This window comes from Collinsella sp. LCP19S3_B6 (genome assembly GCF_052121815.1).
In the GTDB taxonomy this organism is placed as follows: domain Bacteria; phylum Actinomycetota; class Coriobacteriia; order Coriobacteriales; family Coriobacteriaceae; genus Collinsella.
Genome location: NZ_JBQKDN010000012.1, coordinates 1 through 25,944 on the forward strand (window position 1 = coordinate 1; position 25,944 = coordinate 25,944).

The window sequence follows — 25,944 nt, forward strand, 5'->3', positions numbered from 1 at the left end:
GGACATGTCGAAGCTGGAGGAGATGGACGAGCTGAGGGGAAAGGCGGAGGGCTAGAAGAGGACGGGGCCGGAGACGGCTAAATCAATTTGCGAAAGAATCTTGACGGTACCATACACAATCGCATGGCGATTGTCGCGCACGGCCTTATCAATCCACTGCTCGGCGAGGTCGGTTTTTACCTCCTCGATGGGACCGGGCAGCTCGCTTTTGCTTCTCCAGACGATGTCGAAGGAGATGTCGTTACGACGAGGATTGCCCAGGAACGTCTTGCAGTTGCCAAGCTCCAGGTCAGCAATCGTATGCGAAACGACATCATCGCGCCCGCCGTAGACAGCCGTGGCAGTAAGGCAAAAGATTGGAAAGCTCATACCGTTTTTGCGGAGCTTAGACAGATACGGCCCCAGATACCAGTAGTCCGGGCGGAAATCTTTACCCCAAGAGGTAACGGTATGGACCTCGTCAATGACGACAAGACCGAGCTCGCGACCGTTGAGAATCGCCTGGACCGAGGACTCCAGCAAGAGCTCTGGCGACAGGTAGATGATGGAGGCCTCGCCGCTTTTAACACGGTCGAGGGATTCAAGCCGCTCACCATAGGGAATGTCCGAGTTAATGGCAACAACATTCTTAACGCCACGTTTCCGCAAGTTGGCAACTTGGTCGATCATCAGGGCCTTCAGCGGCTCAATAACCAGCGTGACCAGCTGATATTTCCGAGCAAGATACAGCGCCGGAATCTGGAACAGAATGGACTTGCCCGCACCCGTGGGCGCCGTTACAAACACATTCCTGTAATCGACGGAGCCCGCATGGGCAGCCTCGGCCTGCTTTACGACAAACTCAGAGATAGCACCCTGAGATACCGTTTCCATTTCGTTATCAAAGTCGGGGTTCTTATAAAAACGAAGCTTCCTAAACGAGGCCTCCTTGCCCCAGTAATGTTGAAGCACCGGAAGCAGGCGGCCCGATTCCTCAACCTTTTCCTCTTGGTCTTGCTGTACCACAAAGGAAACGGATAGACCCAGCGCATGGGCAACAGAAGCGACCGCCTCCAGAGCGGACCTATAGCCCTCAAGTTCCCGAGCGTTCACCAAAACAGAAGCAGGGCCAGCCGTGCCATTTAGCAAGCCCAGACGGTATTCCAGAAACGCAGTCGACGAAACAGGGACGACGCCCTCAGAAATTGCCGAAGCATCACCCAGCGCAAAAGAAGCACGATCAAACAGATCGACAACTTCCCACTCAGAAAACTCATCCGGAATAATCGGCGTTACAAGGTGCGCACTTCCAACCTTTACGGATTTGGCATAGTACTTAGAAAGCCCCGTCGTATCGGGTGTCATATCGTCAAAAGATGACTCAAAGTCGTTAAGCAGCTCAGGATCAACGGGAGAAGGAACGCCCTCGCTATCAAGGAACAGGTTGTTCCGCACAACAACGACCTTGCCATCGAACAGTTCGTCAATCGTTCCACGCAGCTCAAGCAGCTGTTCAAACAGCATTAAAACTGGACCATCCGCCGAAAGAATCTGAGCCACGGCCATCCTCTTTTGACGAGCAAAGTCAGAAGGAGAAAAGAACGGGGCGACATCGCTGGCTATAACCCCGGGGATCGAGTGCTCATAACGCGCGACGAATTCTGCGAGACGGGACGACAGGCCGCAGAAAGCAAATATTGTCGGTTGCGAACAATTCCACAAGAGTCCGTCGATTTTACTATCGAGCGTCAAACTATTGCCATCGCAGTACTCGGTCATACTCTCCTCCTCCAACCAAACAATGCAATCAACTTAGCCCATCAACCTCGCCATTTGTTGAGCAACAAGTGTGAGCGGTTGATATTGAGCTACGACCGTGACGGCGGAACAAATGGGACATAGATTAGTGCTGCACTCATCGAATGCAATCGGAAGACGCAAACAGACTAGAAGGTCCAAAGCTGATTCAATTAGCTTGATTTGGCATCGATTCGACAATTCCCATGCAAAACTCACAGCGTCGCTACATAAAAATAGAGGGCGTCCCAATACGAGAAGCCCCCTGCAAAACAGTCGAACCGTTTTTCGTTCACCTAAGATTTTACATCAAGAGATTCGGAAGACTAGAGACCTTTGGCGCATCAGAAATAGCAACTGATTGCCTAATGCCAGGAACCTCCTTGGCAAAATCATCATTAGGCCTCCCGTTGCTGTCCAAGAAATACTTCTCAACCACATCCTATCGTCCGAAATTAGTCGCGATCGCGAATCACGAGAAGCCCTTGTCGATCCGGACGAATACTCATGACAATCATTGGTGCCAACCTGGATACTCTGAGAAAAGGGCAGTTCAAAATATCCTATGCGTCGATGAGTTGAAACAGAGAAGAAGGCAGCACTGTTTCAATAACTGCAGCATCAAACTGGCTCAAAAAGCATTGCTCCATGACATATAAACCTCCAAGAGCATGAATGACATTCTTAAGGTTAGCGCTTTCATACTCAGACTTTTCCGGCTTAACGAGCTGCTTCCGTCGATGTTTTACGGAGTTATAGGCACGCCACCATTCAGGACTCTCCCCTTCAGGAGACGAATCCTTCGTATAGCGAAACCTAATTGCATTTTAGCGTCAACATACTGCTCTGTTCTGAATTTGGCCCAGGGACAATATGCATTCTCGATAGGAGTTTGGACTTGGATGCAATTCATATCGGGAATCACTCTTTGAATATAAAATCCCCACTTCTGTATATTGCACTTATCTAGATCGGGACACGCATCTGAAACTTCAGCAATGGCTTTCCCACAAACATCAACCTCGCTGCCAATCAACTGAAGCAACGTCAGCAATTCATTTGAATAAACCAACCCGTTAGATTGCTCAAAGGAAATATAGTGCGAAAGCGAGGCAAGCCGCTTTTCGAGTTCATCATAATAGCCACAGAATTCGCGAACGAAACGTTTCTGGATGCACGGCTGAATGGTCATGACAGTCGCTCCCCTAACAAAGCGGATGACGTTTGAAATCCATCGAGGTTTCAGACGAATCCCAGTCTTGATTTGAAATTGAGATGCATTCATCAACTAGAGGAGAGCCCTCAAGCTGATCGCAGCCGTTCAAAAGAGGCAAGGCCTTAACATCTTTGACCTGAAGATTCAAAGTGGGATTAAGCGCATCGAGACACTGCTGGGCAATCTTTGAATTTAAGAATGCGAGCCAGACGTTTAGGTGTTTTCCCAAACGACAAATTACCGGTCCAGATTTATCCCAGATGCAGCCATCGTCGATATAGCGGAAACAAGCCTTGCCAGAAGTAAGCATCGTATAGGTTATGCCACCCTGGTACCAATATCTCTCAGGCAGCAACGTCGAGGTCTTGTTGTCTAAGTAAAAACGCCTAGCCGGTTCGCTCCAATCAATTACATGAAACAAGTTGCCATACCAGCGTCTAAAATCACCGCCCTTTGAATAGACCTTCCATTTTGAGCCCCTATCCTTCTTGGAAATCTCCCAATGCATACGAAGATACTTATCGTTGTCACCAGTAATATTCGGGCTACCCGTATAGTCGGAATCTTCATCAACAGAACGACCCTCAACAAAGGCATTAAAGAGAGGATGAGGGAACCAGTAGGCGATGGGGGTGCCGGGGATCTGCTTGAAGGTCTCGGCGTCGCGGCGGTAGAACCAGCCGCAGTCGGGGTTTTGGATCGCCTCGAGAAGGGCACCGGCCTTTTCCGGGATACGATGATTCAGTTTGAAATAGCTGCCCTCATACCCATCGAGCCGTCCGTGACGGAGCACCCAGATGGCGTTTGCGTCAAAGACGTCAGGGTGTGCATTGGTTCCGCGCGTGTCAACAAAGGTGAGAATCGTGTTGTTCTCGACAAGTGAGGTCCTCATCGCGACGAACGAGGAGAGATACATGCATGTGTCGGATGTGACTAGGGACGCAAAACCACCCACCTTGGCAAGCGAAAGGTTGCGCTCGATGAAGCACGTGCACAGGTCGCTCTTGACGTCGGGGTAGCTCTTCTTGACCCACTTGGACATGAAGGGGCCGAAGCTGGAGCTGCCCATGTAGGGCGGGTTGGCCACCACGCAGTCGTGGCGGCGGGCCAGGGTCTCGCAGGTGGAAAGGGCGCGCTGGAGCCTCTCCCTCGAGCTGCTGCCGAACAGGCCGTCGGAACCGGTGAGCTCTATCGCCTCGCGGATCGCGGCGAGGTCGCCCTCGCCCGGGGCGAGCAGCGAGCCCGCCTCGTCCAGGTGCGCCAGGGCGTCGAGGAGGTCCTTCCTCTTCTCGAGCGCGCTGCCCTGCGGCACGTCGCCCTCCCCCAGCGCCACCGGGGCGAGCACGGCGATGTCGGCCTGCACGCCGCGGCCGAAGAAGCGGCGGTCCAGCCCGCGGGCGCACATGGCCAGGGCCAGGCGCGCGATCTGGGCGGCGCGGGGGTCGATCTCCATGCCGTGCAGGTTCTTCGACAGGACGAGCCCGGGGATCTCGCGCTCGCGGTAGCCGCGCTCCAGGTACATCTTGGCCAGCAGCTCGAAGGCGTAGACCAGGATGTGGCCCGAGCCGCAGGCCGGGTCGCACAGGGAGATGTCCTCGGGGCCGCCGATCCTGATGAAGTCCTCGTGCGTCTCGTCGGGCTCGATGTAGTACTCCATCTCGTCGCGAAGCGGGCTTCCGGGGTTGTTGAGCATCCATAGGCGCCCCAGCGAGTTCTGCACCATGTAGCGCACGATCCAGTCGGGCGTGAACAGCTGGGTGGCGGGGCCTATGGTGTCGGGGGTCTCCTTGGCCTTGGAGGCGAAGAAGGCGTCCTTGACCTCGGAGTTGTAGTACTGGTACATCCATCCCAGGATCTGGACGTCTTCCCAGTCCTCCTCGGGGATGTCGCCCACCATGCGTCCGATGACGCCGTCGGGGTCCATGAGGTTGGCCGGCAGCAGCAGCGCCATGCAGGCGTCCACGGGCTGGAACACGCCGGGCAGGCACCCTGAGAGCTCGGCGCACTGGGCCAGGAACAGGTAGCGGAACAGCGGCCCGTCCTCGCCGGCCTGCTTGAGCTCGGCGACGCGCACCGGGTCCGCCCCCTCGATCTCCACGTCGAGCGCCTCGTCCGCGGCCTGGCTGCCCAGCTCCCAGGAGCCGTCGGCGGCGGGGCGGGTGAACATGCGCACGCGGGAGGGCAGGAAATCGTGAACCTCCATGTAGCGCACGGCGGCGATGCGGTTGAACCAGGTGTAGGCGGCGCGGTCGCGAAGGTGGTCGAAGCCCTCCTCTGCCGCGGCTCGCAGCAGGGCGTCGCGCCACCCGGTCTCCTCCGGGGACAGGGCGCGCCCTCCCACCGCCGTCGCGCCGGCGGGCTCGGCGCCCTCGGCCACGCCGTAGAGCCTCATGCGGGCCTCGACGCCGGCGATGAGCTCGTTGCGGGCCCAGATGCAGTAGTTCTTGATGGCGGTATCGTTCATGACGGTCTGCCCTTCCCCGGTGGTTCTTGGTTAGCTCAGGCGGATGGCGTCGTTGCCCTGCAGCTCGGCAAGCAAGCGCACGCGGAGCTGGGCAAGATAGGCGTCGATGTCGCTTTCGCTCTGTAGCTTTTTGCGCTCGCCCAGGTCGGCCAGGCGCAGCTTTTTAATCCTCTTGGGAGCAGGAGCGGGTGCAGGCTCGACGGTCGCCGTAGCATCGTTGCCCGGGTCTTTGATCGTAGTAACGGTCTCACCGTTGGGCGTGACTTCTACGAATCGGCTCTCACGCTGCTGGCGGGCCTTCTCCTCATCGATAGCTTTATCGATGTTCTCGCATGCGCGATCGCAATACTCAATCAGCTGCTGCTTCAGCGCGGCAAGCTCGCTCGCCTTGGTGGCAGCGTGAACGCGGCTCTCAAACGACTTAGCCATACGGCCCGCGTCCTCAATGGCGCGCTCGGCCAGCTTGGCATAGCCGTCCTGGCTCTGGGCATATTCGTGCACCTGGGCCATCTGTGCGGTTATGTCGTCCAGCATCTCCTTGCGCTTGGCATCGACCATCTGCTTATGGGCAGCCATGACGGGCTCCATCAGGTCATGGAGCTTGCAGATCTCGCGGTACGGACGCGGACTCTTAAGAATCTGCTCAATACGCTTGTTGGCCTCAACCGCCTGGGCGTTAGAGTCCATGTAGAAGCCCTCGTCCTTCATAAGGCCCATAAACGCAACGGCCTTATCAAAGACGGGCTTTTGGCTCTCAAAGAAGAACACGACCTGGTCGTAGCCCTCTTTCCAATCGTCCAAATCGTCTTGTGCCTTTACGAAAGCATTGAAGAGCGCCTGGGCATCGTTCTGGTTGTCCAGCAGGCGCGTGGTCAGCGTAATGCCATCTTCCAGCACCTTTAGGCCCGGGTACGGGTAGGCTGGGGCCAAGCCCGTAAAGTTGTTGTTCGTGAGCTCCACGCACTCGTTCTTGTAGCCCGTAAGCGTTTCGACCACCGTGGCGGTAAGCTCGTCCTCGTTGGAAATATCACGCTTGGCATCGAAGGTCTCGCGCAGCACCCTGTTGACCTTCTTGATGAGCTCATCGCTCATCTTAACGCGCTCGCGCACCTGGGCCTTGTCAGCATCCTTGCGCAGGAAGGTAACCATACGCAAATCTGCGGGGGCAACATTGGCGCCGGCAGCCGTAATGATCGCACGCTGCGAAACCACCAGCTGTGCCACCACGTTGGCAATGTCGATTTCGCGCCAACCATAGGGGGCACCCTGGAACTTACGCTGCAGGTCACCCATGGTCGTATTCAGCGACAGGCGCGTCTGGGCATGCAAAAAGTCCGCGACCTCCTTCTCGGCGCGGGCGTTCTGGGAGCTCTGACCGTCGAGCGCCACCTGGTTGGCACCGCGCAGCGTGGCGCGAATGTCCTCGTCGGTCTTGGCGGGGTCGGCGATGTAGTCGGCCTTGGTAAAGATGGCATCCGTCAGCTTTGACAGGGCCTGGTCAAACACATCGGCGGGCTTGGTGGCGCGAATGTTAACCATGGAACCATTCACAGCCACACGGGCATGTAGCACGGCCTCCTCCAGCAGTTTGGCTGCCTCTCGCTCAACGAAAGTAGCCTCTTTCATCTTTGCCTGGATAATCTGCTGGGTCGAAGGCGCCAGGGCCTCGGTATTGATGGTCTTGCGATACTTGCGGATCTTAGCCACATTCTGCAGATCGTCGAAGTAGTCGATGTCGTCTGCCAGCACCACCAGCGCGATATTGGCCGACTTGACGGCGAGCTCGGCATCGTCGGCACGCGAGAGGTCATCTGCCACCGTGACTACGTTGAGCTTCATGCCGCCCTGGGCCACACCATAGACCGAGTCGTCTACATAGCGGTCGAAGGGAAAGTCGTTGGCGCCCACGCGCAGCTTGGTAGCCGTATAGATGCCGCTAAAGAGCGATTTTTTAATGCCCTCGATAATCAGGGCAGCATCTACCGGCGTCTCGCTAATAGCGCGCGAGATATCCTGCTCCTCGTCGGTAAGGAAGTTGTATGTGTCGCCCTGACGTGCCACGTAGTTTTCGCGTACCAGACGGTTGAGCGACTCCTTAACGCGGTCCTTAAGGGCGGCCTTGTCCACGTCCATGCCGTCGACCATAAGGATGGAGATGTTCTCGACGTTGGACTTGATGTAGTCGATATAGCGGATCAGGTACAGCAGCTTTAGGACCTTAACGTCCTGGGCCTTAAGGCCACGGCCATCCTCGGCCGCACGCTCGGCACGCGTGACCACCTGGATCACGCCGTGCTCTAGGTCCTTGGCGATGGTATCGAAGAAGCGCCAGAACGGCACCAGGGCGCCTACCTCTTGGTCCTGAATGGCCTGGGCCGATTCCTGGAAGGCCGAGAGCATGGAGCGCTCGCCCGTAGACATGTGCTTGGCCTTGACGCCGTGCTTGCGCACCTCGGTCATAACGTCGGGCAGCACCTTAAACTGGTAGTTCACAAACGGGTAGCTATCCGTAAAGTCCTTGCGGCTGGCATAGCCAATCAGGTCGCCGCGCGAACCGTCAAAGGAGAATACGTTTTTGAGCACGGTGCTCTGGGCCTCATAGTCTTGCTGGAGCTTTGCCGAGGCGGCATCGTTCTTTTGCAGCACGCGGCGCTGGATAACCTCGTCCACGCTGGAGCTGGAGAGCGAAAGGCGCGTGTTAAAGCGACCCTGAATCTTGGAGAAGTCGTCGCCCACGATCATGGCGACCTCGTCGATGGCCTCCTGGCTGGTCACCATAACCCACACGCGGCCACCGCATCGGCTGCCCAGCTCCTCGACGAGCGTCTGCAGCGACAGCATAAGGCTGGTGCTCATGTCGGCATCGGAGCCAATAAACTGACCCACCTCATCGGCCATGAACAGCAGGCGGAACTCGCCGCCGCACTCTTCGGCGCGCTTGTCGGCATACTGCTTGACCATATTGGCAAAGGTATCGGCAGCGATGGCGTCGTCCTCGGTACCGTCGAACCAGTGGCGCGCTGCCTGCTCGCTCATACCCAGCACCTCTTGCAGGGCCTCGACGATGTCGTCCTCAAAGTAGCTATAGCTCTCGCGGTCCTCGAGCCAGTTGCCGCCGCCAATGCGCTCGTAGGCAGCGCGGAACTCCTGCGTCTTACCCTTGCTGTCGATATGCTGCTCCAGGCGCGCGAGCTTAAGGTCCTCGCCAAAAAAGCCCAGGTGCTCAAAGAACACGCGCTCAAAGGCGCGCAGCAGGGCCGTGCGCGAGGTGTCGCCCTCTTTCCACTGGCCACCCTTGCTGTCGATGTTAAACAAGATCGCCTCGGTGGGAACCTCGCAGCAACGACGAACCCTGGCGGCCACGATGGGATCGGAGATCTTGCCATCAAAGTAGTCGACGGCGCGCTTGCCGGCAATCTCATCGTTTTGCAGCAGATACGAGAGCATCTTAAGGAAGTGCGATTTACCGGAGCCAAAGAAGCCGCTGATCCACACTCCCATATTGTCGGTGGGAACGTCGAGGGCCTTGTCGTACGCCTCGAAGAAGTGCGCAAAATGACCCTGCAGCTCGCGCGTCACCACGTACTCGTCAAGCTCCTGGCGCACCGATTCGTCGCTGGCGTCCTGCACCTTAACGACGCCGTTGATGGAACGGTTGATGTCCTTGGAAAACAGGTCTTGGATAATCATCTGTCGCTCCTAAGAAATATCGAACGCGCGGTAGTAGTTGCTGGCGTTCTCTTTGTTGAACAACTTGAGCTGGCGGCCATCAAAGCTGCCGGGATACATGACGACGACGGGCACGGTGCCAAAATCGGCAAGCATGTCGTTGAGCAGGTTGTGCACGCGCAGTAGCGGAAAGACCTCGCCCACACCCGTGAGCAAGATCACGTCGCCGGGCCGATGTGGCTGGGTATGCTCCAAGAGGTACTGGGCAAAGCTCTTGGAGCTACAGGGCTTCTGGAGCTCTTTAATCTGGGCCTCCGAGCCGACCTTTGCCTCGCGCCGGGGAATCGCACGCAAAATACGGCGCTGCTCGCAAATCTCGAGCATCACGTCGTACAGGTTAAAGACCTGCAGATTACACGGCAGTTTGCCGGCCTGGGCATCTGCTTTGAGCTCGTCCACGTAGGCGCGGCACTCAAACTCCAGCGAAGGATCGTAGCAAAACGTGTAGAAGCCAATCTCGTTACCGATGCCCTTGTTGACCAAGAAATCCTGGTCTTGCAGGCGCTCGCGCAGCACCTCGCGGCGATGGTCAAAGTCCTCATGTATGCGCTCGGCGCGGTTGCGCGGGCGAATGTGCGGCTGGTTCATTGCCATGTCTACATCACCTGCCCGGTGAGTGCGGCCAGGGCGTCCCTGTCGCCCAGGTCACGGATGGCCTGTTCCACGTCGGGGTCCAACAGCAGGGGCTGGAGCGTATCGGTTCGCTGCGATGCCTTAAAACCGGCGCTGCGCAGAATCTGGCGCAGGGTGCTTTTTATACGTCCCAGCGTAGCATCGGACCATTTGACGGCCTCGGCGTGCTCAACCTGAAAACGGGTGACAAACGCGTTAAGGTCAACGTCGGTAAAGTTGTAGTCGAAGCTGGCCATGCGCTCGCCAATCTCCACCTGGATGAGCTCGCGGACCATGGTGTAGCGGCACATCATGGCAAACAGGTTGGCTTGGGCCGCCTGGTCGGGCATGCCGTTGGCGATGAGGTCCATGATGCGCGTGACCGCTTGATCGGCGGTGTCTTTGTCGATACCGCGGGCAGCGCACTGCGCCTCGTCGAGCGCTACGGCATCAAAGCGGCGCAGGCACACGCGGGCGCGGTCGGCCAGCATGCGCTCGGTGGGATACTGAAACAGGTTGTCGTGCTTAACGCGCGCAATGATCTCGTCGTCGCTCACGCCATCAAGACGCAACGCGGCGACGATACGCATCTCGGGCAGCAAAAACTGCTCGCGCGTGAGCACGCCTCCCAGTGATATTTTTTCGGTGTTATCCACAGGACACACTCCAAGGGTTCGGGCCTTTTTATTTGCATCGGGGCGATGCAAACATGTTTCCAATCATACCGTTTAAGTACGGGGTCGTGAGGGTTGTTGCTGCCTTACTGACCCAGTTCCTTGAGCGCTTGCAGCGACGCTGCGCGGGTCTCGGCGTAGGCAAGGCGCGCGTCGCGGAGCTGTTCGTCGAGCTGGTCGATCTGGCCGCTCAGCGCATCGATCTGCCTGCCGATTTCTCCCATCTCGACTATCGTATTCCAACCACGCTGATTGGAAAGCTGCTCATGCTTATGGCGCAGCACAAGCAGCTGGTTGAGCAAAGCAACACGTGCCTTGTCGAGCTCTTCCATCTTGTCGCGCGCGGCCTTTACCTCCCTTGCGATGCGCAGCTTTTCTTGCTCTTTTGCAGAGGGCTTGGGAGCAGGTTCCGGTGCAGGCTCTGGCTCTGGCTCAGGCTCGGGCTCGAGCTCCCGTTCAACGTCGAGCGCCTCCTCGGGTTCGGGCTCCGCGGAAACCGCATCACCCATCTCCAAAAACGCGCATATGCCAGGCTCCGTTGCCGGCCTTGCATCGAACACCGTGGCAACCGATCCGTCGCTCAACATAGTGCTCTGCGAGCAAAGCGACTCGACAAAGCTCGCCATAAACAGGCCAAACCCGGAAATCTGCTGCGCCAGACGCTCGTCGTAGGTAACGCGAATCTCGCCCTCATTGCCTTGACGCACCGAAAGCCAGTCGCCCACACATATGAGCTGCACCAGCGTAATCGGCGTCAAGTCGCCCTCAAACAGCAACTGCAAACGGGGCGAAACAACGTCGCGGGGAACAACCGGCTCGGCATGCTTCTCGAGCTCTTCTAGCGTGGCACCGACGTATTGGCACAAATCGATGTTGCTCGGAACATCAGTAAAGTGCTCGCGCACATGGCTCAGGAGCCGCTCACTTTTGTCGGCATTGATACGAATACGCTTAACGGCGTGCGACGATCCATCCCACGTCACATCGGAATGCGTTAAGAACAGCCAGCCGTCACAAAACAGCTCCATAACAAAGATGGGAAAGGCTTTCTGCATCGTTATATCTCCTTGGGTTCTTGCATATCGTCCGCGATGCCTTGATCGCTAACCTCGCTCCGCTGGCCCTCGTCGTCAAACAGGCCCTTAAACACCAGTTCCAGATCGCGCTCGTCGGTATAGCCGGGCTCCAGCGTACCGCGGTCGATCGAGTCGAGCATGACCCGCTCCTTGTACTGCAGGCGCTCGTAAATGTTGCGGTCGAGCGACCAGGTCCCGCCACGGCGCTCGTACACGGCGCGCAGGTAGTGGTACTGCGTGTATTGCTCTTGCGGCAGGCCCAGGCGGTGGATGCGATCCTTGGACTGCAGCAGGTGCACCAGGTTGTAGCTGCACTCAAAGTAGACGGCGTCGTGGCACACGCCGTGGAGTGAGACCGACTCGGCCAGTGTGTGCGGGTTGGTGACCAGCACGCTCGTCTCCCCCGCCTTAAACGAGTCGATGATGCGGGCGCGCGTGGGCATATCGGTCGACCCGCTAATGGCACGAGCCGTAATGCCGCGCTCGTGCAGCTCGTGCACCACATTGCGGATGCTGCGCTTAAAGATGCACCACACGATGACTGACTTGCCCTGGGCTACCAGCGATTCGACCAGGTCCAGGCAGGCGACCATCTTGGCTGTGGGCCGGTCATCCACCTGCAGACCTTCCAGCGCTTTGCCCGCCCCCGTCTGCACCTCGCCATCGAACAGGTCGGCATAGTCGCCGGCGCTCAGGTCCTCGGCCAGCATGCGCGGATCGGACGAAAGCTGCAGCAGGCGAATGATCATCTCGAACGGCTCGCCCGAAAGCGTACGCAGCACCTTTTGGAGCAGCTGCTGCTCCCAGCGTTCCACCGGCACATCGACCAGATGGTCCTCGTTGGCCTGCGGCACGCCCAGCTGATGCTTATTGGTGCGGCAAAAGAACGGCGCGATGGACTCGTTAATATGCTCAACGTCGTCCTCACTCGTCGACTTAAGGGCATTGGCGCTCATGCCAAAGTACCAGTTGTAGTCGCGCGGCCATAGGCAGTGGAGCAGGTTGTATAGGTCCTCAAACGAGTTGGGAATCGGCGTACCGGTAAGCGCGATAAAGTACGGCGCCGCCGCGGCAATCTGCACCGCGCTTGCCGCGCGCTTGCCGCCCACACGCTTCACCTTGTGCACCTCATCAAATACCACCAGGGCGCGATCGGCCGCAATGCGCGCTGCCGCCTCCCCCAGCGCGACCGACTCGTAGTTGAGCAGGATCATGTCGTAGCGCTTGTAGTCAAACAGCAGAGTGCTGTACTTGTCGCGCGTGGAACGACCGCGAAACTCGGGGTCGTGAAAGCACAGCGAACGCAGCGGGCGGTCGGCGCCAAAACAGGCGGCCCACTCGTCGCGCCACGAGCCAAAAGCGTTTTTGGGCGAAAGCACGATGATGCGGTCGACCAGGTCGCGCTCGCGCAGGTAGGCAAAGGTTCCCAGGACCGACGCCGTCTTGCCCGAACCGGGAACGGAGAAGTTGGCACTGCGGCCCATGGCGCTCATAAAGAACGCATCCCACAGCTGACGGTCCTTAAGCGGGCGCTGCATCAGGGTGTCCTCGGCGCGGCGGAACTCATCAAAGCGATCGGCCACCGATTCATCGTGCGCCTTGATCAGCAGGCCCACGCGCGCCTTCTCGCGCAGATAGTCCTCACGCGCCGTAAGGCCTCGCAGCAAGTCCGGGTCCACCTGGCACTCCACGCCAAAGCTTGCCGCCTGCTGCAGCAGCTCGACGATGCGCTTGGCGCCCGGGTCGTCAATCGCCAGCGGAAAGAGCACGTCCGCCTCTCGATAGCTCGGCGCATAGCGGCGCAGTGCCGAAAGCCGAATCTTCCAGACCGGCTCGCGACGCAGCTGCTCAACTGTCATGTCGAGCGGCACGACGGAAATGCCGTCGCTATACGAGAGGCGCAGTTTCATTTAGGCCTCCTCGCCGCCCATCTTGTACGCAATCTTGTCTTTGATCATATGCACCCTTGCCTCGAGCTTGGCGACCTCGGCGGCGATATTGGCAATCTCGTCCGCAGGCAGCAAGCCAAAGGTCGATTCCTCCACCTGATCAAGATCCCTGATGGCGCGAATGATCGAGAGCGAAGGCGACTTGAGGGCCTTGTTCATCTTGGTGGTGTTTTCGGCCGACTCCATAACCTCGCGGAAGGCTGTCGCCAGTTGAACATCGTCGCGAATCTCGGCGATGTCGGTCGAGGTCACGATCTCTTTGTTCTTCAGGCGCTCGGCAACCTCAAAGGCCAGCTCGTTTTCGCGCTCGATAAAGCGATCCGCGTCGGGGCCTTCCAGAATCGGCTTCATCTTGCGGACAAAGCGCACGATGTCGCCCTGCGGCTCGGCAATCATGTTGGCAAAGACGATGTTCTTAACGTCCTCTTCCTGATCGTCGCTCTTGCACTTTTTTAGCACGCCCTGCAGGTCGTTGATAACGCCGGCAACCTTGAGCTCGCGCGCCAGGTGGAACTGGTCCTTGGCGTTGGCAAACTCCAGGAACTCGTTCATATAGCGGGCTTTTACAATCTCCTTCTCGAGCTCCTTGGGCTCAACGCCAATGCACTGGGCGTACTCTTCCTTCGAGAGCAAGTTGGAGCTGATGATGTCGTTGTAGATGCCCACCAGGCGGTCGACCGGGTCGTAGCCGACCTTCTCTTCCTCGCCATGCTGAATCGAAAGCTCCAGCATCTTGATCTTCTTGGAATCGTTACCCAGACTCTCAGGCAAAATGACAGCCTCAAACCAGCCAAAGCTTGGGTTTTCGGCGGCAAGACGACGCAGGCAGGTAAAGCGACGGTTGCCGTCGACGATCAGGCCGTCGGCCAGCACCACACCGGGACGCTCTTGCGAACGCAGGGCAATGCTACGCTGCGTCTTTTCGATAGCATCCTTGTTGCTGTCGACGATAAAACCCTCAATGATGTCGTTGCAGGCCGCGACGTCCAGCTCATTAAACGCACCCTCGCCATGTTCGGCCTTATAGCGGCTAATCCACGAGGCGATGCGGTCGTTTTGCACGTTATAGCGCAGGAACTCAAGCTTAATGCTGTAAACGGGATACATCTCGGGCTTGCCGTCGATCACGATCTTGTGGTTGGCACCGGTCGGCTTAATGTTGACGCCGTCGCCGATCATCTCGAGCAGGTTCATGTTGACTCCTCCTATTGGTTGTTTTTGATATACAGCTCGCGCAGGTATTCTGCGTTCATCCTTTTGCTGAGCATGACCATGTCGAGGTCCTCGTTGTAGAACAGCCCCTTGTCCTGGACGGCTCGGTTAATATCGGCTGCGGTTATTACGACGCCGTAGTCATCCTGGAACGCATCGATCAGGTCCCCCACCTCGATAGGCCCCTTTTGCCTCACGACGTATTCGACCGCGTCGCCCGACGAAAACGCCCCCTCCTTGCGACAGAACATGTAAACTCCGCTAAAGCGGGTACGCCTTATTTGCTCATGAGCCAGGCCGTACAGAACGATTGAGTCATAAAACGTATTGTCAAAACCACATTCATCGACCACGGCATGGAGCTTATGCATAAAGCCCTGCTTACGCAGGCTCGTCACCGTAAACGGCACGTCAGGCTCTGTGCAGGCAAACAGGGAATACGCGTAGCTGCCCAGGTCAATACGTCGAATACCTGTCGATTCGTTCAGCCGCTTGAGCGAAATAAACGAATCGTGGTTGCACTCGATAAAGGTAAAGTTGCGCAGCAGCGGCGTAATGGCATTCCTAAATTCCGGATGGTTGATGACCTCGTCGCCAAAGCCCGGGGAACCGTAGGCAAAGCTGTCGCGTGACATAAGCAGGTTCGTAAACGACTGACGCAGGTCCACGCCTTCCTTGACTATCAGGTCCCTGGAGATTTCCAGACCAAGAGGCGCCAGTGACTGATCGTTAATGAGTCGCCCGGATGCGGTACCAAACTTGGCAGCAAAACTCGCTGCGACATACGGTAGCGAGACGTAGTCCTCGGTCACCATATCTTTGATGAACTGCTGCTGCTCGTCCGTAAGGTTGCTCTCGACATACGAGTAGCGGCCGTTGCGCAGATATGCGTTCATGTCGCGCAGGTAGTTGCCGCGGACCGTCCTCGTTTCCACGCAGTACTTGTCCGCATAGCGCTGGGCAAACTCCTCGCGCGACAGCTCGGTGCCCGCGTCGCGCAGCACATCGAGCATTTGGTTTTTACGGTCCGTTTTGCCGAGGCGAATCAGCGGCATCGAGCCCATTTCCAAGCCGGGCACCGAACCCGGACGCACAAATGAGCGGATAATCTCGTAGAGCTCCTCGTCGTCGCGAACGTCGTAGAGGTCACACAGCTCCTGATTCTCGCGTAGGATGAGGCCCGCGCCGCACTCGATATTGCGCCCCACGGCGAGCGTCAGGATCTGACGCAACTCGGACGTAAAGCGGCTGTCGACCTTGTAGGCGCGGATCTTATTGGCGCGCGCCACCAGGAACATGTGCGTGCCACGCAGCTCGTTAAGACATCTGATGTCCTCGGAAGGCAACGAAAGCATCTGTTTGTAACCGCACTTGTTGTCTTCCAAAAACAGCTGGTACCTGTTGCGGAAATCTTTAAGGTCGTGATACTCATCAACGGCTCCAGACTCGGCAAAGGCACGCAGCGCGACGCTGCGCGTGGAGAAGTTGCCCAGTTTTTTACGCGCGATCTGCTCGAGCTGGGAGGTGTTGTCCCTCTCGACACTTACGGGCGTTCGGAGCACGCCGGCAGAAGAATGACGATTCAGCTGCGCCGCCCTATCACGCCATTCCTGCGGCAACGAGTGATCGTTGGCGGCAAGGCGGAGGCTAAACTTGTTCGATACCTTAACGGCTTTCAGGTAGCCAAAAGTCATCGGGGATGCCTGCGTGATCTTGCAGAACGCATCCTCGGTAAGGTCATAACGCTGGTACAACGGGGCGAATTTGTCCTCGTCGAGGTGCGGCCGATTACACAGCAGGTCGGCACGACGCTGGCGAAGCGGACCAAGACCGGCGGGCTTGTGCGGGTAATCCATAAGCGGCTTATCGCTAAAGATCCAGCGCAACAGGTCGGCATCATCGCTGGGCAGCAACGCCAGCCACGCCTCGATGGACATGGGGCCTTTCTTGGTAAGGTCTTCGATTTTGCTGGTGAAGGGCTTTGCCGGTTGTACCGGAGCCGGGGCGGGAGCGGACTCGGGGGCAGCGGCGATCTTGGGCGACGGCTCGGACTCGGGCACTAGTGAGGGGGTCGGATCAAGCTTAGAAGCCTGCGTCGACACGGCCTTAGGTTCAGGCTTTAGCACTGGCTTGGACTCGAAAACGCGTTTTGTTTTGACCTCTGGCTTGAAAGCCGGAGTTGCAGCGTATCGAGCAAAATTGTCTCTTTGTTCTACATGGCAATTATTCTTTTCGGTTGCCGCAAAAGCTAAATACGCACGAACCACCTGACGAATGGACGGCTCCAGATCGTTATCAACCCCTGCGTATTTAAGCGGAATAACACCCTGCCCGTAGACACGAATCATATACAGGAAAGCAGGCTGAGCAGTCTGCGTTAATTCGTAAAACTCCTCGGCAGACAGTTCGTATGTCTTAAAGAGCGGACCAAATGCATCTATGTCAAATCGCGGACGCCCCGCCATGAGCAAATCAGAACGCTCCCGAATATACTCAGGAGACTTGTTAATGTTACCGACCCATTTTTCGGGCTTATCCTCAATGAGCATGTAAGCGAGAAGAATGCGGTCCTCGTACTGAAGGTCGGAAAACCACCTGTTAAAGTTTACCGCCCTACGGTCAAAGACCTGCTCGAGGGCTTCTTCCACCGTAATGTTCTGAAATTCGAGCTGGCCTGCCTTGCAAGAATGTCCCTCGAAACGGGGCTCGAGAGACCCGGCCGGCACAGTATTGGATTGAGCGCGAGTGCCCGATCCAATGGTAGTATCTCCGGGATTTTCATTCTCGCACGTAGATATTTCATTAGCCATATCAATATCTACGTGCTGGCAAGCCGACGCATAGTCCAGACGCTCAAACGTTTTAATAGCGGCATTATAGGCGGGGTATTCCCCTTTAAATGCCGCAAGCGTTGAGCTCGCAGCAGCCTCTTTATTTCTTCCTTCTGCGAGCTTCCCCGCTAGCCTGGTACAAAAGAGAAGGCGGAACGAGGGAATGTTCACGACCAAGTCTTCCTGCTGCAGGCGCACGATGGCCTCATCGGCAAATCTGTTAACTGTCTCGATGCGGTCGAATGGAGTTTGGGGTGCCGGGTACCATCCACCTATTGCCGACAGACGGGCAAGCTTCATATCGTGCTCGGTTTTCCCTAATTGCAAACGTCCCGATGACCAGTCATTCAAGGCATCGTTAATCGAATGTATCTCCTGTGTGACAAGACCGCCCGCTCGAAGCTCCACCCTGTTGTGCATGAGCAGTTCGGGAAGGTTATTAATCTTCAAATTCCGTTTTAATTTGCGCTGAAGTGTCGGCGTAATTGGAAGGTTCCACAGCGACAACGGTTCGCCCTCACTTGTATAGACCATGCTCAACGCTTCGGTGATCGGACCCTTAACGTTCGCATAGATGCGGCAGTCGCGCCCGATGCTGCGCAGGTTCCCAAATACATCAAACGCAAAATTGTCGTTGCCCGAAAGTTTGCCGAGCTCCGACGCTTGCGCGCGATACTGCGGAGAAAGCGGCAATGCAAATGACTCGAGCCTTTGCTCAAATGCAACGCGAAGACTCGCCCCCGACAGTCCTCCCAACTCTCGCACAAGGCCAAACACATCGCGAATATTCTGTTTATCGAGAAAGGCGACTTGAGTCTCGCTGTCGAACACGCAGCGCGGGTCATCCCAACCGCTCAGGTACTTGGGACGCTCGAGCTTGTTGACGGCGGCTTCAACGGGCTCAGCCTCTGGTTCGGGTTCGGGTTCGGGTTCGGGTTCGGGTTCGGGTTCGGGTTCGGAAACAGGCTCTTCAACAGGCGCAGGCCCTTCAACAGGCGCAGGCCCTTCAACGGACATGCGCCCATTTGCAGGCTCGAGCTCGGGTTCGAGCGAGAGCCCAGGCTGCACGGGCCCAGAGGCGGACTCGGGCTCAGAGACAGCCTTCGCAGCCTCAATGTTGTCAGAGAAGGAAATGACCAGCTGCTGGGGCTCAGAGGACAGCGCAAGCTCGGGACGCTCGACCTGTGCCGACTCCTGCTGCTCGTCCGCCACCTCTGCAGGCTCCGTCGGCAGTTCATATCCCATGAGGGACAAACCATCGGCCGGTTTCTTGTCATACGAAACACCCACGGCAACGGGAATAGGCCAGCTGCGCTCATTAACCTTCAACTGCACAAGGGTCGAATCTGCACGCAACGAGATGGGACCGTAAGCCTTAGGTGCAGAGTCCTCAGGAGTAACGGATTCAACCGCTTCGGGCTCTACAATATCGGCGTCGTCGGCCCACGGCGCAGCCGCCGCGCGCTCAAGTGTCTCAGGCTCTGCGGCTTCGGGCTCTTCGTCATCGCACTCAACGGCCTCAGGCGCAGCCTCTTCAGACTCAACGTTTTCGTCATCAACAACGGTGCCGTCAACATCCTCGTCCCCAGTGTTTTCGCCCTCGGCACCTTCGCTTTTAACAGCCTCAAGCTCAATGGCATCAGCAGCCACCGGCTCCCCTGCGGGTTCCGCCACCTCCTTGGCCGCACCGGGCGCCATGCTGTACTCGCCGTTAGCGTATAAAAGTTCGCCGTTCATAACTAGTTGGGCTAGTGCACGTTCGTATGAGTCATTGATGGTGCGATACACGCTCGAGCGCACCAGCGCATCGTGCAGTGGGGCATCGGCCTGCGCGACCGCATCCAGAATGAGCGACTCGTAGTACGCGTCTACGTCCATTGAAATGTTTATTGCACTCACAGCATTGTTGTCCATACAGAAACGACCCCCGATATTCCCCAAACAACCCACTAGCTGTATTGGAAAAAAAGGAAGAATTATGCCAATGATTACTTCATACGCCACTTGCGAACGTTTTTGTTTAGCAACATTTTGTTGTGCAATAAATCAACTGTGCATATGCAGATGAGCGGCAGCTTTAATCGGTGAACGGCGATCGCGCACGCCTGAAGGACCTTTCATTTTCCTTGGCACCAAGGCAATTAAAATGGACCTGTCGCGCGGACGCGCCACGCATCTCACGCGTCTCAACTTGTCCGCACATCTTCAGGAGTCCGTAATGGCAAGACCGTTTAGCCCCAGCTGACCTTGTCAACGGCCGCATGCGTCCTTGGAAACAAGCAAAAGCAGAGGCAGATCGGATGCGAGCCATCAGGTAAGGTCACCCCTCCCCCATGTAACCATCCTGTAAATCATAGCGGCGCAGTCGAGTTTTACCGTGATGCGGTCGCGCCTGGCGCTCCACTGTGCTAAAGTATCCCGAACGTTCAAACGACTACGAGGGGAACTAGAAGATGGCACGTATGCACAACTTCTCAGCTGGCCCGGCCGCGCTGCCTACAAGCGTGCTCGCCGAGATCGCCGACGAGATGATGGACTACCGCGGTTGCGGCATGTCCGTGCTCGAGATGAGCCATCGATCTAGCATGTACCAGCAGATCATCGACGACGCCGAGGCAACCCTGCGCCGCCTGCTGAGCATCCCCGACAACTACCGTGTCCTGTTTTTGCAGGGCGGCGCCACGCTGCAGTTTGCGGGCATCCCCATGAACCTCATGCGCCGCGGCCGCGCCGGCTACGTCGTGACCGGCAACTTCGCCAACAAGGCGTACAAGGAGGCCGCCAAGTACGGCGAGGCCGTGCTGCTCGCGAGCTCCGAGGACACCAATTTCGACCGCATTCCCGCCATGGCCGACATAAACGCGCGCATTGCCGCCGAGGCCGCGGGCGACGGGCTCGACTACGTCTACATCTGCCAGAACAACACCATCTTTGGCACCATGTACCACGAGCTGCCCGCTTGCGGCGATGTGCCGCTGGTCGCCGATGTCTCGAGCTGTTTTCTGTCGCAGCCGCTCGACGTTGAGCGCTACGGGCTCATTTACGCCGGCGCGCAGAAAAACGCCGGCGCCGCGGGCGTGACCGTGGTTATCGTGCGCGACGACCTCATCGCCGATGGCCCAGCCTTTGCGCAGACGCCGCAGTACCTGGACCTTAAGACCCAGGCCGCCAAGGGCTCGATGCTCAACACGCCCAACACCTTTGGCATCTACGTATGCGGCAAGGTATTCCGCTGGGTGGAGCAAACCGGCGGACTAGCTGCCATGGCCGAGCGCAACTGGGCCAAGGCCAACCTGCTCTACGACCTGCTCGAGCACAGCGAGCTGTTCCATGGCACCACGCAGGCCGGCAGCCGCTCCATCGCCAACGTCACTTTCCGCACCGGCGACGCCGATCTCGACGCGGCCTTTGTCGCAGGCGCGGCCGAGCACCAGATTCAAAACGTCAAGGGCCATCGCCTGGTGGGCGGTATGCGCGCGAGCGTCTACAACGCCGTAACCATGGAAGATGTGAAGGCACTGGCCTCGTACATGAAGGACTTCGAAGCGCAGCATAGTTTGAGTCCGCGATCTAACTAGCCCGCAACCCGCGGGCCGACCAGCCACTTCAAACCACTTGTTATAAACAAACCCGCTAAGGAGTTTTTCATGCGCAAGATCAAAACCATCGACGACATAACCAAAGACGGCAAGGTCGAGTTTGGCGAGGGCTACGAGTTTGTGGGCACCGCCGAGGAGGCCGACGCCATCCTGATGCGCTCCACCGACCTGCACGGCTACGAGCTGCCCGAGGGCATCCGCGCCATCGCCCGCTGCGGCGCCGGCGTCAACAACATCCCCGTCGAGGAGTACGCCAAGAAGGGCGTCGTCGTCTTTAACTCCCCCGGCGCCAACAGCAACGCCGTCAAGGAGCTCGTCCTGGGCATGCTGGTGCTTTCGAGCCGCGGCGTGGTGCAGTCGATGAACTGGGTGCGCGACAACGCCGACGACCCCGAGATTCAGGTCGATGCCGAGAAGGCCAAGAAGGCCTTTGTGGGCCGTGAGCTCAAGGGCAAGCGCATCGGCGTCATCGGTCTGGGCAACGTGGGTTCCAAGGTCGCCAACGCCTGCGTCGACCTGGGCATGGACGTCTACGGCTACGATCCGTTCATTTCCGTCGAGCACGCGTGGGTGCTGAGCCGCGAGGTGCAGCGCGTGGGCACGCTCGAGGACCTCTGCCGCGGCTGCGACTACCTCACCGTGCACGTGCCCAGCAAGGCCGACACCATCGGCATGATCAGTACCGAGCAGATCGACCTGCTGGCCCCGGGCGCCGTGCTCATCAACTACGCGCGCGAGACCATCATTGACGAGGACGCCGTTGACGCCGCCCTGCGCGAGGGCAAGCTGAGCTGGTTTAGCTGCGACTTTGCCACGCCCAAGACCGTCAAGATGCCCAATACGTTTATCACCACGCACTCGGGCGCCGGCACCGGCGAGGCCGAGGCCAACTGCGCCGATATGGCCATCAGCGAGCTCAAGGATTACCTGGAGAACGGCAACATCGCGCACAGCGTCAACTACCCCGCCTGCAGCATGGGCAAGGCGCGCGCCGCAAGCCGCATCGCCTGTCTGCACGCCAACGTGCCCAACATGATCGGCCAGATCACGGCCATCCTGGCCAAGGACAACGCCAACGTGCAGCGCATGACCAACGAGTCCGCCGGCGAGAACGCCTACACCATGTTCGACACCGACGAGCACCTGGACAGCAGCACCATCGAGGCGCTCAAGCAGATTCCGTCGATGTATCGCGTACGCGTGATCAAGTAGCGTCGGCGCCAAGCCTGCCAGACAAGCCACGAAGTCTATTCGCCCCCGTTTTAACGAAATGGGGGCGAATTTCGTTGTTCCCGACGGCTGGAAAAGTGCTACCCAGAACAAGTTATTTCGGATAATCGACAGTCATGCCCAAATCACTGAGCGCACCTACTCTGATAAACAGCTTTATCAGTGGTTTTAGTAGGTAAAAATCGATCTCTATATGCCAAATTTAAGTTGACTGTCCATTTTCCGAAATAACTTGTTCTGGGTAGCGTTTTTAAAGCCTATTTCAAAGAGCAACTGAAGCCTTTTCGTAACCAAACCCTAGCTCACGCGACCGTTTTCCACCCGCACGGCTACATTCCCGCCCAATCGATAAAAATCTCCTCACGAAGCCGCCGTTCGAGCTCCTGCTGCCGCGGCGTCTTGTCTTTCAACGGCACATCGAGATAGGACATGATGAGTTCCATCACCACGCGGAAGGCATCGGAGTCGACCAGCTGACCATAGGTCATCAGAACGACAGGATATCCCATCGCTTGAAGGGCCGTCGTTCGATCGGAGTCCGAGATCTTGGATTCTATGGATCCGTGAATGGCTTTACCTTGACATTCAACCAGGCACTCTCTGCTGCCGTCCTTATTTGACAGCAGGATATCGGCGTAGCGCCTATCAAGCCCCGAAATCAGGCGGGCGCTGCGCGTCATGCGAATCTCAACGTTATTGGTAAGGCGCAGCCCTTCGCCGCCGCGCAACCTCGTAAGGCCAAACAGCATCGAAGCCTGGACCTCGAGCGGCGATGCCACAACCCCCGTAATGCATTTCGCGGCACGCGTGAACGATTTAGCACCGCGGAGCCCCTGGATCTTATTGGCGAATTCTGTAAGTTCAGAGAGTTCAATCAAGGGAGGTCGCTTCCACAAGTCCGTTGGATTCCCCGAGGCATCCTTTACGTTTTCCCAGCCCAACCGTGCGTCACCCCACCGGCTCCCATATGCCTGCTCAAGTGCCGACTTTACCTGAGGCGCAATCTTGCACACGGCAAAGGTGCCGCACATCTCATACATGCACATGATCAGGCGCTCATTTGAGACCGAGGAAGCCATGGTCAGCAGGGTAAAGAGCGGGGACGCAACATCAAGGCCAAACTCTGTCTGTCGCACGGAGCCAAACGGCCTCTCCCCGTTCCAGACATGCCTGACAATTCGACCGCCCTTGCGCCCGCAGACGCCCTGCGCCAACACGTGTAGCGGAGTGCCCAGGAAATGCTTGACGAGCGGGTGCTCACAAAGATGCTCCCTGCGCGGATCGTCCGCAGAATCGGGCAGGTCCGGCATTATTGCCAAGACCTGTGGAGGTATCCGGTGATACCGAAAGGCAGATATGTCGCACAGCATGTCGTCCATAAAGGCTACGTACCCACTGCGCCGTTTGTGAGCCTGCCCGGCCGCCAAACGCGATGGCTCGGCCTGCGAACGGTTAATACTGCTACGCACACGTCGCGAATCTTCCAGGTGGCTTACAATCGGTTTTGGAAGCAAACTGATTGTGAGGTTGCATATGGTTGATGAGAACTTTGCCTGGGGGCTTACGCAGGAGCTCGTGAAGATTGATAGCTCGGACCCGGGCGCCTATGAGGGCGAGATCGAACACTTCATTAAGAGGCTCATTGAACAGCAGCTGGCGCAGCTTGATAGTCCTGCGCTCGATGCCGTCCAGTTTGCAGAGTTCGAAGTACTCCCCGGGCGCCGCAACCTTATGGTCACCGTACCGGGTGTGAGCGACGAGGCGCGGCTGGTCTATATCTGCCATATGGACACCGTCACCCTAGGAGATGGCTGGAACGCGGACACACCGCCACTCGGGGCGACCGTGCGAGACGACAAACTCTATGGCCGCGGCGCCTGCGACATGAAGGGCGGTCTGGCCTGCGCCATTGCCGCACTGGTCCATACGCTCGAGCGCGTGGCGGCGGATGGCGAGCTGCCCCACCGCGGCTTCTCGCTTATTTGCTCGGTCGACGAAGAGGACTTTATGCGCGGCTCCGAGGCCGCCATCGATGCCGGCTGGGTCGGCTCGCGCGAATGGGTGCTGGACACCGAGCCCACCGACGGACAGATTCAGGTGGCGCACAAAGGTCGCACGTGGTTCGAGATCGAGATGACCGGCGTCACGGCGCATGCGAGCCAGCCCTGGAAGGGCGCGGATGCCGTCGCCGCCATGGCCAAAGTCGTATGCTCGCTTCGTCGTGCGTTTGCGGCGCTGCCCGCACATGAGGAGCTGGGGGCTTCGACCATCACGTTTGGACAGATCGAGGGCGGCTATCGCCCCTATGTCGTGCCCGACCGCGCCAAGGTCTGGGTCGATATGCGCCTGACGCCGCCGACCGATACGGCCGCCGCGACGCGCATGGTAGAGCAGGCCATCGCCGATGCCGAAGCCGCAGTCCCCGGTTGCCATGGAAGCTATACCGTGACAGGCGACCGCCCCGCCATCGAGCGCGATCCGGTCTCTCCCCTTCTAGCCGCGCTCAAGCGTGCCGCCGATGACGTGACAGGCGCGGACGCGACCGTCGGCTTCTTTACCGGCTACACCGACACTGCCGTCATTGCCGGCAAGACGGGTAACCGCAACTGCATGAGCTATGGCCCAGGCTCGCTCGCGCTCGCCCATAAGCCCAACGAATATGTGCCCCACGCCGATATCGTTCGCTGCCAGCGGGTGCTGATCGCGCTCGCCGACAACACGCTCTGGGGCGCGAATAGCCAAGTTGGGGCATAATAAGCCGCAAACAAACCGACTCGCGCGTTAGGACTGTCCATGAAAGCTCTTCCGTTTCCCTGCATCCGCCCGGCTCAGGACCGTGTGCTCGAGGCGCTGCCGCAGATGGGCGACATCCTGAGCGGCAACGACGCCCTGCGCGGTGCGATTGCCGATGGGCTCATGCTCAAGGATCCAGGTGCGGCGTATTACGTGTACGAATGCTCCGGAGAGCCAGGGCGCGTGACGGGCGTTGTGGCAATTTGCCCGGTCGGCGTACTGACGGGCGGCGACGCAGCTTCCGCAGATGCGGCCGCAGCCGCCCGTACAATCGCCGAGCTCAAGGTGCAGCCGCGCCCCGTGTCGCTCGCCTACGAAGCCTCGCCCGTCATGGATATCATCCTGGGCGCCGCCAAAGAGGGCGCGTCGCTCTATGCCGTCACCGACCCCACCGGCATTACGCATCGCGTATGGGAGGTCAAGCGCGAGGACGCTGTTGCCGCCATCCGAGCCATGCTCGATCAGGCACCGGAGCCGGCACTGGCCGACGACCCCGCCTACGCTGCCGCGCTGGCAGGGGCGGCGCAGCTGCTGGCCGATGAGGCCCGCGCAGCCGGCACCTACACGGGCAAAGAGCCGTTCAACTTTTCCGTGGCCGTGCTGTTCCCCGCCGCGCAGGTCAGCGGCGGCGCGCCGCAGGTTCCGACGGGTCTGCTCACCCACCAGATCGCACGGTTCTAACGGGGCCTAAACGCCCAGCACAAAGACTCGGCAGCTCAACAAGCAAGGGGCGGGGATACATGCGCATGCATCCCCGCCCCTTTCGCATCAAACAATTACGCC

Annotated in this window: 15 protein-coding genes; 4 read left to right on the forward strand and 11 right to left on the reverse strand. The window is 58.2% G+C overall.

Annotated elements, in window-relative coordinates; all coding sequences use genetic code 11:
- Positions 1-51: 51 nt before the first annotated feature.
- The 10 genes from ACTQWD_RS05740 to ACTQWD_RS05785 all read right to left on the reverse strand — a co-directional run bounded on the left by ACTQWD_RS05740 (position 52) and on the right by ACTQWD_RS05785 (position 19,417).
- Positions 52-1,539, reverse strand: a complete 1,488-nt coding sequence (locus tag ACTQWD_RS05740) for a DEAD/DEAH box helicase (protein ID WP_441559484.1) — start codon at positions 1,537-1,539, stop codon at positions 52-54.
- 982 nt (positions 1,540-2,521) lie between these two features.
- A complete protein-coding gene (locus ACTQWD_RS05745; RefSeq protein ID WP_441559485.1) occupies positions 2,522-2,968 on the reverse strand; it encodes a hypothetical protein in 447 nt (148 codons plus the stop codon).
- A gap of 13 nt (positions 2,969-2,981) precedes the next feature.
- On the reverse strand, positions 2,982-5,456 hold the full coding sequence (gene pglX / locus ACTQWD_RS05750; protein ID WP_441559486.1) for a BREX-1 system adenine-specific DNA-methyltransferase PglX: 2,475 nt from the start codon (positions 5,454-5,456) through the stop codon (positions 2,982-2,984).
- Between the two features lie 30 nt (positions 5,457-5,486).
- Positions 5,487-9,146, reverse strand: coding sequence for a BREX system P-loop protein BrxC (gene brxC / locus ACTQWD_RS05755; protein WP_441559487.1), 3,660 nt, complete (start codon positions 9,144-9,146; stop codon positions 5,487-5,489).
- Positions 9,147-9,155: 9 nt separating this feature from the next.
- Entirely contained in the window at positions 9,156-9,779 is a 624-nt protein-coding gene (locus ACTQWD_RS05760) for a DUF1788 domain-containing protein (protein ID WP_441559488.1), read from the reverse strand.
- 2 nt (positions 9,780-9,781) lie between these two features.
- Positions 9,782-10,453, reverse strand: a complete 672-nt coding sequence (locus ACTQWD_RS05765) for a DUF1819 family protein (protein WP_441559489.1) — start codon at positions 10,451-10,453, stop codon at positions 9,782-9,784.
- A 104-nt stretch (positions 10,454-10,557) separates the two neighbouring features.
- Entirely contained in the window at positions 10,558-11,526 is a 969-nt protein-coding gene (locus ACTQWD_RS05770; RefSeq protein ID WP_441559490.1) for a hypothetical protein, read from the reverse strand.
- Positions 11,527-11,528: 2 nt separating this feature from the next.
- Complete coding sequence (locus ACTQWD_RS05775; protein WP_441559491.1) at positions 11,529-13,457, reverse strand: SNF2-related protein; 1,929 nt, start codon at positions 13,455-13,457, stop codon at positions 11,529-11,531.
- A complete protein-coding gene (locus tag ACTQWD_RS05780) occupies positions 13,458-14,690 on the reverse strand; it encodes a hypothetical protein (RefSeq protein WP_441559492.1) in 1,233 nt (410 codons plus the stop codon).
- Between the two features lie 11 nt (positions 14,691-14,701).
- Positions 14,702-19,417 carry a hypothetical protein gene (locus ACTQWD_RS05785; RefSeq protein WP_441559493.1) on the reverse strand — a complete coding sequence of 1,572 codons (4,716 nt, stop codon included), beginning with the start codon at positions 19,415-19,417 and terminating at the stop codon, positions 14,702-14,704.
- Between the two features lie 575 nt (positions 19,418-19,992).
- On the opposite strand from ACTQWD_RS05785, the gene serC reads away from it, so the two are divergent.
- A complete protein-coding gene (serC, locus tag ACTQWD_RS05790; protein ID WP_441559494.1) occupies positions 19,993-21,117 on the forward strand; it encodes a 3-phosphoserine/phosphohydroxythreonine transaminase in 1,125 nt (374 codons plus the stop codon).
- A gap of 69 nt (positions 21,118-21,186) precedes the next feature.
- On the forward strand, positions 21,187-22,350 hold the full coding sequence (locus tag ACTQWD_RS05795) for a phosphoglycerate dehydrogenase (RefSeq protein WP_427747440.1): 1,164 nt from the start codon (positions 21,187-21,189) through the stop codon (positions 22,348-22,350).
- A 347-nt stretch (positions 22,351-22,697) separates the two neighbouring features.
- Here ACTQWD_RS05795 and ACTQWD_RS05800 read toward each other — a convergent pair whose 3' ends face one another.
- Complete coding sequence (locus ACTQWD_RS05800; protein ID WP_441559495.1) at positions 22,698-23,747, reverse strand: hypothetical protein; 1,050 nt, start codon at positions 23,745-23,747, stop codon at positions 22,698-22,700.
- Positions 23,748-23,901: 154 nt separating this feature from the next.
- Between ACTQWD_RS05800 and ACTQWD_RS05805 the strand changes: the two genes are divergently transcribed.
- The gene (locus tag ACTQWD_RS05805; RefSeq protein ID WP_441559496.1) at positions 23,902-25,122 is read left to right on the forward strand and encodes a M20 family metallopeptidase; all 1,221 of its coding nucleotides are present in this window, start codon (positions 23,902-23,904) and stop codon (positions 25,120-25,122) included.
- 39 nt (positions 25,123-25,161) lie between these two features.
- On the forward strand, positions 25,162-25,842 hold the full coding sequence (locus ACTQWD_RS05810; RefSeq protein ID WP_441559497.1) for a DUF1015 family protein: 681 nt from the start codon (positions 25,162-25,164) through the stop codon (positions 25,840-25,842).
- The last annotated feature ends 102 nt before the right edge of the window (positions 25,843-25,944 follow it).